The organism is Ruegeria sp. ABM4_193 (assembly GCF_056158705.1).
In genome coordinates this window covers 1,109,577-1,120,567 of record NZ_JBSWTT010000001.1, presented here as the reverse complement: position 1 = coordinate 1,120,567, position 10,991 = coordinate 1,109,577, and the positions used below count along the sequence as shown (strand labels likewise).

General features: G+C 58.5%; 9 protein-coding genes. 7 read left to right on the top strand and 2 right to left on the bottom strand.

Annotated elements, in window-relative coordinates; translation table 11 throughout:
- Positions 1-78 precede the first annotated feature (78 nt).
- The 7 genes from ACXADZ_RS05620 (at position 79) to mdoH (ending at position 9,567) form a co-directional block, all read left to right on the top strand.
- On the top strand, positions 79-537 hold the full coding sequence (locus ACXADZ_RS05620) for a DUF302 domain-containing protein (protein WP_171091026.1): 459 nt from the start codon (positions 79-81) through the stop codon (positions 535-537).
- Positions 538-616: 79 nt separating this feature from the next.
- Entirely contained in the window at positions 617-2,236 is a 1,620-nt protein-coding gene (locus ACXADZ_RS05615) for a thiamine pyrophosphate-binding protein (RefSeq protein WP_475193539.1), read from the top strand.
- On the top strand, positions 2,223-3,407 hold the full coding sequence (locus ACXADZ_RS05610) for a CaiB/BaiF CoA transferase family protein (RefSeq protein WP_475193536.1): 1,185 nt from the start codon (positions 2,223-2,225) through the stop codon (positions 3,405-3,407). The genes ACXADZ_RS05615 and ACXADZ_RS05610 overlap by 14 nt, the downstream gene beginning before the upstream one ends.
- Before the next feature lie 179 nt (positions 3,408-3,586).
- Positions 3,587-4,957, top strand: a complete 1,371-nt coding sequence (locus ACXADZ_RS05605) for a tetratricopeptide repeat protein (RefSeq protein WP_475193533.1) — start codon at positions 3,587-3,589, stop codon at positions 4,955-4,957.
- Positions 4,958-4,985: 28 nt separating this feature from the next.
- On the top strand, positions 4,986-6,203 hold the full coding sequence (locus tag ACXADZ_RS05600) for an OpgC family protein (RefSeq protein WP_475193529.1): 1,218 nt from the start codon (positions 4,986-4,988) through the stop codon (positions 6,201-6,203).
- Entirely contained in the window at positions 6,200-7,699 is a 1,500-nt protein-coding gene (locus ACXADZ_RS05595) for an OpgD/OpgG family glucan biosynthesis protein (RefSeq protein ID WP_475193527.1), read from the top strand. The genes ACXADZ_RS05600 and ACXADZ_RS05595 overlap by 4 nt, the downstream gene beginning before the upstream one ends.
- The gene (gene mdoH, locus ACXADZ_RS05590) at positions 7,696-9,567 is read left to right on the top strand and encodes a glucans biosynthesis glucosyltransferase MdoH (protein ID WP_475193524.1); all 1,872 of its coding nucleotides are present in this window, start codon (positions 7,696-7,698) and stop codon (positions 9,565-9,567) included. Before ACXADZ_RS05595 ends, mdoH begins: the two co-directional genes overlap by 4 nt.
- On the opposite strand, the gene ACXADZ_RS05585 is transcribed toward mdoH, so the two are convergent.
- Together ACXADZ_RS05585 and ACXADZ_RS05580 are read right to left on the bottom strand one after the other, a co-directional pair.
- A complete protein-coding gene (locus ACXADZ_RS05585; RefSeq protein ID WP_475193520.1) occupies positions 9,568-10,392 on the bottom strand; it encodes a CE1 family esterase in 825 nt (274 codons plus the stop codon). It lies immediately after the preceding gene.
- Positions 10,389-10,862 carry a rhodanese-like domain-containing protein gene (locus ACXADZ_RS05580; protein WP_475193516.1) on the bottom strand — a complete coding sequence of 158 codons (474 nt, stop codon included), beginning with the start codon at positions 10,860-10,862 and terminating at the stop codon, positions 10,389-10,391. Before ACXADZ_RS05580 ends, ACXADZ_RS05585 begins: the two co-directional genes overlap by 4 nt.
- Positions 10,863-10,991: the final 129 nt, after the last annotated feature.

Genomic DNA, 10,991 nt, shown 5'->3' with positions numbered 1-10,991 from the left:
CGATGAACACGCGTTTGTGACCGCGCAGCGCGCCTAAGTCTGGCACATAAGTCTCAGCATTCTATCGGAGACGTGATCATGAAAGCCTTTATTCCCCTGCTCTGCCTGATTGCTTCGCCCGTCTGGTCGCAGGATGCGCCGGAAGGCTGGGCCGTCTACCCGACAGACAAACCCTATTCAGAATTGGTTGACGACACCAAAGCCGCCATCAAGGAAAACGGGTTGATCGTCGTGACGCAGGCTGGCCCCACCAAGGCAGCTGCCGCCCGCGGGATCACCATTCCGGGCAACCGGGTGATCGGAGCTTTCAACAACGACTACGCCGTGCGGGTGCTTGAAACCTCAACCCATGCGATGATCGAAGCGCCCATCCGCTTTTATGTCACGGAAAACGAGGACGGCTCTGCCACACTGTCCTACAAAACCCCTAGCTTTGTCTTTGCCCCTTACGCATCGGAAGGGGGGCAAGCATTGGCGGACATCGCCACAGAACTTGACACAAAGTTTCAATCTGTCGCCCAAGACGCAGTCAAATAGTCACACTGGCGTGAACCGCCTTGCGTCCGGGGGCGTCCTCCGCAATCTGCTTTGAAACGGTTTTTTCGGAGCATGACTTATGCAGGACCCCTCGCCCCGCGCCGCGGATCTTCTGGCCCAACGCCTGTACGAAGCAGGGTGCCGCCACGCCTTTGGGATGCCGGGGGGCGAAGTTCTGACACTGGTCGATGCGCTGGAAAAGGCAGGTATCACTTTTCACCTGACCAAACACGAGAACTCCGCCGGTTTCATGGCGGAGGCGGTGCATCACCGCGACGGCGCGCCTGCGATACTGGTGGCAACACTTGGCCCCGGCGCGATGAATGGCATCAACGTGGTGGCCAACGCATTGCAGGACCGTGTACCGATGATCGTGCTAACAGGGTGTGTCGATGCGGACGAAGCGTTGACTTACACACATCAGGTCATGGATCACGCGCAGGTCTATCGCTCGATCACCAAGGGCACCTTCACCCTGACGGCCAAAGGCGCGGATGTCATTGCGGACAAGGCGGTCTCGCTGGCGATGCAGCCGCGCCCCGGCCCGGTTCATATCGATGTTCCGATTTCGGTCGCCGACACGCCAGTGACCGGGATGAAACGCCGCCGCTTGGCCAAGATCGCGCCTGTCAGCCCCGGGGGCGAGTGTTTGGAAAAGGCCCGCCGCTGGGTGGCAGAGGCCGAACGTCCCGTTGCCATTGTCGGTCTGGATGTTCTGTACGACGACTCGCGCAGCGTAGTGCAGGCGTTTTTGGAACATTTCGGCATCCCGTTTGTGACCACCTACAAAGCCAAAGGCGTGGTCCCAGAAGATCACCCCTTGTGTCTGGGCGGTGCCGGTCTGTCGCCGCTGGCGGACAAGCATCTGGTGCCTCTGATCGAACAGTCGGATCTGGTGCTGTGTTTGGGCTATGACCCAATCGAAATGCGCCCCGGTTGGCGCGAGATTTGGGACCCCGAGGACAAACGCGTTATCGATATCTCTGCCGTGGTCAATGATCACTACATGCATCAGGCGGGGCTGAATCTGGTGGCCGACACAGGCGAGACATTGGAAGCCATCGCCAAGGGCAATCCGGCGCGGGCCACGTGGCCGGCGAGCGAGCCCTCGCAGGTCAAAGCCGCTTTGGCAAAGGCCTTCCCGAATGACGAAGATTGGGGACCGGCGGCGGTTATTGCTGAAACGCGGGCAGTATTGCCCCCTGAAACTCTGGCAACCGCAGATAGCGGAGCACATCGTATTTTGCTGAGTCAGATGTGGAATTGCAGCGAGGAGCGGGGACTGATCCAGTCTTCGGCGCTGTGCACCATGGGATGTGCGGTTCCAATGGCCATCGGCCTGAAACTGGCAGAGCCGCAGCGCCCGGTCATCAGCTTTTCAGGCGATGCCGGTTTTCTGATGGTGGCCGGGGAGTTATCGACCGCAGCCGAAATGGGCGGCAATCCGATCTTTATGGTCTTTGTCGACGCAAGTCTTGCGCTGATCGAACTGAAACAGCGTCAAAGACAAATGGGAAACAAGGGCGTCGATTTTGGCCACCACGACTTCGCTGCTATGGGTCGGGCCTTTGGTGGACATGGCCATACCGTTCGCAACCGGACAGAATTGCGCGCAGCGTTGGAAGCTGCTGTAAAGGCGGACACTTTTACTGTCATCGCGGCAGAGATTGAGCGTGGAGGCTATGATGGCCGCATCTGAAGGCCCCTTAAAGGGCGTCAAAATTCTGGACCTTAGCCGGATTCTGGCAGGGCCCACGTGCACGCAATTGCTGGGCGATCTGGGCGCAAGCGTTATCAAGATCGAAAACCCCGGCACAGGCGGCGACGACACACGGCAATGGGGTCCGCCCTATGTGAAAGATGCCGAGGGCAACCGCTCGGACCTGAGCGCCTATTTCATGTCCGCCAACCGCAACAAGAAATCCGTCGCACTGGATATCGCTACCGCTGAGGGTCAGGCCGAAATCCGTCGCCTGGCCTCACACGCGGACATCCTGATCGAGAACTTCAAACCTGGCGGGTTGGCCAAATACGGTTTGGACTACGCGACATTGTCGAAAGAGTTTCCCGGATTGGTCTACTGCTCGATCTCGGGCTATGGGCAAACCGGACCGAACGCCAGCAAGCCGGGTTATGACCTGATGGCACAGGGCTATGGCGGAATCATGTCGCTGACAGGCGATCCTGAGGGCGCACCGATGAAGGTGGGCGTTGGCATCGCAGATGTAATGTGTGGCATGTATGCGAGTGTTGGGATTCTGGCCGCGCTGCGCCACCGAGACCTGACCGGTGAAGGTCAGCAGATCGATCTGGCGCTCGTCGACGCGCAGATTGCGTGGCTGATCAACGAAGGCGTAAACTACCTGACCTCGGGCAGTGTCCCCCAGCGGCGCGGCAACGGACATCCAAATATCGTGCCCTATGAGGTTTATGAAACCGCAGACGGCCATGTGATTCTGGCCGTTGGGAATGACGGACAATTCAAAAGGTTCTGCAGCTTTTTAGGAAGATCCGAACTGGCCGAAGACCCCCGATTTGCGACCAACCCATCACGCCTTGAACATAGGGACGCGTTGAATGCTATCTTGCGGCCCTCGATGCAGGCGCTGGACACACAAGAGGTCATCTCGGGTCTTGAAGCTCTGAAAGTTCCGGTTGGCCCGGTGCAGACGCTTGATCAGGTTTTCGACACCGAACAAGTCGCCGCACGGCACATGAAGATCGACATGCAAGCCCAGCCGGGCCCTGTCAGTCTGATCGGAAATCCGCTCAATCTGTCACGCACGCCTGTAACATATCGCAGTGCGCCCCCGGTGTGTGGAGCGGATACTGAAGCAGTTCTGAACGCCGAAAACCCGTTCGAGGATTGAAATACTTGCACATTTAGGCGGCAACTCGCTGAAACATGCTCTTGAATTGGCGGTTTTTTTCGCCTTTTTCGCACACGGCATTTCACCAATTCGAGAGCAGGGTCGATACTGTTACGTCCCTCTCTCACACTCTGTTACATCGAACAGTGTGAAATACCGCAATCAGATTGGACCCAAGTATGAAACAAGATGTTTTTGGACAGATGAACACCCTGACCCAGCCGGCTGCGGTCGACTCCTGGAATGGTGTTCTGCTTGGGTTCATGGCGCATGCAGCCGTCACGCCCCAACATCTGGGCAAAGCGCTTGAGCTTGAACCTGATTTTGCACTGGGTCACGCAGTCAAAGGTCTGTTCATGGCGCTACTGGGCAGACGCGAGATGATGGCCGTAGCGGTTGAAGCCCTGGCAGCGGCCAATACCGCGATGGAACGTCAACCGATCTCGGCCCGCGAGCGCTTGTACGTGGACGCTTTGGCGCTGTTTTTGGCGGGACAACAAACGCAGGCGGTGCGGAAATTCGAAGCGGTCCTGCGTGATCATCCGCAGGACACACTGGCGATGAAACTGAGCCATGCAACACGATTTGTTCTGGGCGATGCCGAAGGTATGCGCCGGTCGATCGAACGTGTGATGCCAGCCTATGAGCCCGACCATCCGGGCCGTGGCTATCTGCTGGGCTGTCACTCTTTCGCGCTGGAGGAAACCGGCGCCTATGAAAAGGCCGAAATCGCAGGCCGTCAGGCGCTGTGGATGGTGTCGGACGACGCCTGGGGCCTGCACGCGGTGGCCCATGTGCATGAGATGACCGGCAACGCGCAGCTGGGTTTGGATTGGCTTGCAGGGCGCGAAGATGCCTGGGCGCACTGTAACAATTTCCGCTATCACGTCTGGTGGCACAAAGCCCTGATGCATCTGGATCTGGGTCAGGTTGATCAGGTGATGGAGCTGTACGACGCCCATATCCGCAAGGACAAGACCGACGATTACCGCGACATTTCGAACGCAACCTCGCTTCTGTCCCGGCTTGAGCTTGAGGGCGTGGATGTCGGCAACCGCTGGGAAGAACTGGCCGATCTGAGTGCTGCGCGCACCGAAGATGGCTGCCTGATCTTCGCGGACCTGCATTACCTGTTGGCTCTGACCGGCGACAATCGTGCCGATGCAACCTCCAAGATGCTGAGCCGCATGAACCGTGACGCAGCCCACGCAAAAGACGACACCACCCGCCGAATGGCTGATCCCGGTGTTGCCGCAGCCATGGGGTTGGAAGCCTTCGGAGACGGCCATTATGGCACCGCCTTCGATCACCTGCTGGCGGCGCGAGGATCGATGCAATTGGCCGGTGGCAGCCACGCGCAACGTGATGTATTTGAACGCATTACCATCGATTCCGGTCTGCGCGCCGGACGTCTGGACGCGGTCGAGCGTATTCTGGACGACCGTCGTGCCAAGCGTGCCGGAGGCGAAGACAATTTTGCCATCGCACGCCGCGCCCTGATTGATGCGGCCCGCGATAGCGGCGACGTGCAAAGCGTCCCCGCCGAATAACAAGACGATCTAGAAGGACAGAAAACGTATGGCGACCATATCGCCCGCTTCTGATTTTGCACCAGCTGCGGCCCCTGCCGCGGCCCCTTCCCGTACGCGCGATCCGCGGTTGGACTTCTACCGTGGTATTGCGATGTTCATCATCCTCATCGCCCATATCCCAAACGATCCCTGGGCCAAATGGATTCCAGCGCGGTTCGGTTATTCCGACGCGACAGAAATTTTCGTGTTCTGTTCTGGCATGGCCTCTGCCATTGCTTTTGGCGGCGCGTTTTTGCGCAAGGGCTGGTGGATGGGAACAGCACGTGTGGCGTTCCGCATCTGGCAAGTTTACTGGGCGCATATCTGTCTGTTCTTCTTTGTGGCCATGACCATGGCTGCGCTGGACCAGACCGGTGCGTTCGAGAAAACTTACATCTCATCTCTGAATTTGCAGCATTTTTTCAACGATCCGGCCTCGCAGATGGTTGGGATTTTCACACTGACCTACGTGCCAAACTACTTTGACATCCTGCCGATGTATCTTGTGGTACTGGCGCTGATGCCGCTTTACATGGCGCTGTATCGTGTCAGCTTCTGGCTGATGGCAGCAGTATCGGTCAGCATCTGGTTTATTGCTCAGACCGGCGCATTGGCATTACCGGCCGAGCCATGGTCGGACCGTCAGTGGTACTTCAACCCGTTCGGATGGCAATTGCTGTTCTTCACCGGCTTTGCCTTCATGCGCGGCTGGATTCCCGCCCCGCCCGTTTCGAAGACCCTGATCTGGGTGGCTATTGCCTTTGTTGTCCTGTCAGCTCCGTTCGGATCGTGGAAGGTCTTTACCTGGATCAACACAGCCGCGCCCGATCTTGGTGCAGTAATTCGCAAGGGCTGGCCTCTGACTGAAGACCTGCGTGGAAAAACCGAATTTGGTCTGCTGCGTTACGTCCACTTCTTGTCGCTGGCCTATTTGGGTTGGGTTGCTGCGGGCGAGCATGGCCACCGCCTGATTGCAACGGGGCACAGTGTGGGCGCGCGTGTCTGGCAACTTCTACTGGCGGTTATCACAAAGGTCGGCCAGCAATCCCTTGCAGTCTTTGTGTTCTCCATGGCTGCAGCCCGCCTGATCGGTGTCGCGCTGGACCAATCTGGGCGGGATGTCGCCAGTGTCTTTGTCGCCAACATGATTGGCTTTGCGATGATCATCGGCGTTGCCTATTTGGCAGCTTGGTTCAAGTCACAACCCTGGAAGACCAAGAAATGAACTTTACCCGTCGCGCATTCCTCGTTTCGACGACCGCTTTGGCTTTTGCCCCGTCCGCCTATGCGACGGGCGGCGAAGTACCTTTTGATCGTAACTATGTGATCGAGATGGCGCGTGATCTGGCCAGCCGTCCCTATGCGGAACGCGATATGGTTCCCCAGGAATGGCAGGACCTGACCTATCAGCAATACCGCTCGATCCGGTTCCGGCTGGACCGCGCGCTTTGGTACGAGACTGAGACCCCGTTCAACGTGGATTTCTTCACTCCTGGCTTGTACTTTCCGCGCGCCGTAAAGGTCGAAACGGTTGAAAATGGCATGACCACGCCGGTCGCTTTCGACCTAGCGATGTTCGACAAGTCCGAAGATGTCCCGCAATTGCCCATCGACGATACGCTTGGCTTTTCGGGCCTGCGCCTTCGGACCGAGATGCACCGCCCCGGCAAGACAGATGAATTCTGCGTCTGGCAAGGCGCAAGCTATTTCCGCGCCATTGGCTTGCACGAGATATACGGCCTGTCCGCCCGAGGTCTGGCCCTGAAGACCGGCGATCCCGATGGCGAGGAATTCCCCGAGTTTATCCGCTTTTGGCTGGAGCGCCCGGAACCCGGCCAGCGCAATATGGTTGTGCATGCCTTGATGGACAGCCCCAGCGTGACCGGGGCCTATCGGTTCAACGTCACAGCAGGTGCAGACTGCGTCATGGATGTTGAGGCCACGCTGTTCCCACGAGAAGAGCTGCCCCATGTCGGAATTGCGCCGGGCACATCGATGTTCCTGTTTGACCAAACCAACCACAGCCGGTTCGACGATTTCCGCCCCGCCGTGCATGACAGTGACGGATTGCTGATCCGCAATGGCGCGGGCGAGGTTTTGTGGCGGCCACTGGCCAACCCGACCCGCCTGCAGATCTCGTCTTTTGTTGATACGAACCCGCGCGGGTTTGGCCTTATGCAGCGCAAGCGCGAATTCTCGGACTATGCCGATCTGGAAGCGAATTATCACAAGCGCCCCGGTTTATGGGTCGAACCCAATCAGGATTGGGGCAAAGGCACTGTGACGCTGGTGGAAATCCCCGCTGATCAGGAAATCTATGACAATATCGTCGCCTATTGGCGCCCGGCTGAGCCCTATGCGGCGGGCAGTCAGGTCGATATGTCTTATCGTCTGATCTGGGGTGAAGAACCTCAGCGCACGCCTATGCCGCGGGTCATCAACACCGCGATGGGGGACAACACGTTCGGCGAGGGCCGTCTGGCTGTCATTGACTTTGAAGACAGTGAACTGTTCGAGGACATCGACGCGATCTCGATCTTTGTTGACTCGCCCCATGCCGAAACCTCGGAAGGTGTTCTGCAACGCAATCCCGATACTGGTGGCCTACGTCTGGCCTTTTCGTTCCAGCCCGGAGACCGCAACCATGTCGAGCTGCGCGCGCAGCTTCTGAAAGACAAACTGCCCGCCTCTGAGGTCTGGCTTTACCGTTGGACCGCTTGAGCCGCGATCTGCATATCATGCCACCAGAAGCCCCTCTGGCGATGCCCGCGCAGAACTTCGGCGCGCGGTTCCGCGATGCGGATGCACCTTCCGGCAAGCGCGGCTCATCGGCTGGGTTCTGGCGTGCGTTGGCGTTTTCCCCGGCTATGGCGGCAACACTGGGCCTGCTTTGGGTGATGAGCGATTGGTTCAGCGCCGAAGGGATCAACCTGATCGAAGCCATCCTATTGGCGCTGATCTCGTTCAATTTCTTCTGGATCTCGTTTACGGTTTGCACGGTTCTTTTGGGTATGGTGTCCCTGTCGCGGCAGGATCGCCCGCAGAAAAGCCACAGCGCGCAGCCATTGCGCGTGGCCTTGCTGACCCCGGTTTACAACGAGGTGCCGTGGAACGTGCTGGGCAATGCCCGCACCATGCTGGAAGACTTGCAGACCCGTGGCGGACAGCACCACTATGCCATGTTCATCCTTTCCGATACACGGGACCCCGAAATAGCGGCGCAGGAACAGGCCAGTGTCGAGGCCCTGCGTACCACTTTGGCACCGGGGCTGGAATTGTACTATCGCCGCCGCGATCAAAACACCGATCGCAAGGTGGGAAATATCGCCGACTGGGTCAGCCGCTGGGGCGCGGATTGGGATGCGATGTTGGTGCTGGATGCCGACAGTTTGATGACCGGGCGCGCGATCTATCGACTGACCGATGCACTCGCGCGTGATCCCAGCGCGGGTCTGATCCAAAGCTATCCGCAACTCATAGGCGCACAGTCCGTCTTTGCCCGGATGCAGCAATTCGCAAACGGCGTTTATGGCATCGCCTTTGCTGAAGGTCTGGCGCGTTGGTGCGGGCAAGAAGGCAATTATTGGGGCCACAACGCCATCATCCGCACCAAGGCTTTTGCCACCAGCGCCGGTCTGCCCAAGCTGCGGTCATTCAGCGGTCAGGACGAGCTGATCATGAGCCACGATTTTGTCGAGGCTGGATTGCTGCGCCGCGCCGGTTGGGCGGTGCGCTTTTTGCCACGCATTCGCGGATCATACGAAGAAACACCACCCACCCTCATCGATCATGCCATGCGGGACCGCCGCTGGTGTCAGGGCAATTTGCAACACCTGAAACTGCTTGGATCGACCGGGTTCCGTGCCGTATCGCGTTTTCACATGTTTCACGGTGCGGTTGGATACCTGATGTCACCTTTGTGGTTCGCCCTGCTGTTAATGTGGGCGCTGATTGGGCAGGGTCAGGACGCATCTGTCCTGCATTACTTCAGCCCTGACAATCCTTTGTTCCCGCAATGGCCCGAAATGTCGGAAACCCGGCATGTGCTGATCATTCTGGTCATGTACGCCATGTTGCTTGCGCCCAAGGTCCTTGGTGTTCTGGCCCTGCCGCTGAGCGGTATGCGCTATTCCGACTTTGGCGGAGCGCGCAAGTTTCTGACGTCGTTCCTGGCCGAGGTTCTGCTGTCTATTCTGTACGCGCCTATTCTGATGGTGCAGCAGATGATTGCAGTCTTCCGTACGGCCTTTGGCATCCAACGCGGCTGGTCACCGCAAGCCCGTGATGGCGGCAGCTATGGGTTGGGTACTCTGGTCCTATGCCATGCGCTGGAAACGATCAGTGGCATCGCGCTGAGCGTGGGTATCCTGTCCGGTCTGGTTTCGATCTGGCTGGCCCCGATTGCCATCAGCCTTGCACTGGCAATTCCTTTGTCGGCCCTCAGCGGTGTGTCTGCAGGCACTGCACGCAGAATGGTCGGAATGCGTGAGGATTTCAGCGAGCCTGCAATCACACGCTCGGCCCGCCGCTATCGCGATGAGCTCAAGCGGTTGGTCGAAGGCAAGGGCAACATGACCCCGGCGGAATAATCAACTGCCGGGTAACCCCTCGTACCAATCGACGATCATGTCTGCCCAACCGGCAGGTACATTGTGCCCCCCGGGGAACAGAGCAAACTCCAACGCGCTGCCTTCGGCGCACCCCGTCCAGCGACGGCGCATGAAGTCATCCGTCACCGTAAAACTGCTCGGTTTGTGATCGACGCAACCATTTGCTTCGCGCCAGATTTCAAGCCCGGCGAAAATGTCACCCTGCTGGAACCGCCCGCCACCCAACAAGCGACCTTCCAAGGGCACCACATTATCCGTCCAGCCATGAGTGTGGAACATGCGGATCGGACCCTCGCAAGCCCCGGGATGCGGGCGCCAGAACCCGCCCGAGACGGGAACGTAGGCAGAAAACGTATCAGGGGCCTCACAGGCCAGATAGTTGACCATGAAGCCCCCTGCCGAAAATCCACCCAGCAGGACGCGGTCGGGATCGACGCCAAACCGGTCGGCGGCATCTTGCACAACCTCAGTCAGAAAGGCGGTTTCGTCCCGTTCGCCAAACCCGGGATAGAAATTCCAGCTTTTGGTGCCGCCCCGATCAGGTCGTTCCAGACCCTCAGGTGCCATAACCGCATAGCCACGTTCCAGCAAAGGTTCGACCATCGCGCGATTGCGCATCGTGCCCGATCCGCTGCCACCGTAGCCGTGCAGGAATAGAACCATCGGAGGATTATCCGCATCAGGCAATTCGAGGTGATAGGTGCCCATTGGCGTTTCGCATACAGCATCCTGACCGGCGCACCCGGCCAATGCCGCCTGCCCGGTTGCGGCAAGAAATGCCGTTAGACTGAGTGTTCGGATCATCCTGCATCCTCATTATATCGACGAACCGGCAGTCCGGCCCGAACCCAACCCGGCCCAGCCGCCGAGCCCAGCATGCCCTCGGGCACATCAATGATATTGGCGAAACCGGCCGCGATGAGCTGATTGCTCAATCGTGCCGAGCGTACACCACGCGCACAAATCAGCGCGACGGGTGCCGATTTGTTACCGTCAGTCAGTTGCGAGAGCGCTTCGATGAAATCTTCACGCCGCATATCAAGCGGAGTAGCACCCTCACCAACGCCCGAAGCGCGCCATTCGCGCGGCGTTCGAATATCGACAAGCAGGATGTGCCCTTCGCGGGCTTGTTCATGAGCTGCAGCTACACTGATCCGGCCACCGCCATGATCTTCGGGGATCAAGCGATATTCCCGGATCGCAAACCCGGCAGCGACCGCGGTACCACCGCCGATCAACACCCATCTGCGGGTTCGGTTCACTTGTTCGGCCACGGGATACCTCCTGTTTGCTACCCGTTGATCTAGCACAGATGGAGGAAAACGGAGCCCACTAAACCCCTGAACAAGATCAAGATCGCGTCATTTTTTCGCAGAGCTGCAGTATAGTTGAGTGTTTCAGTA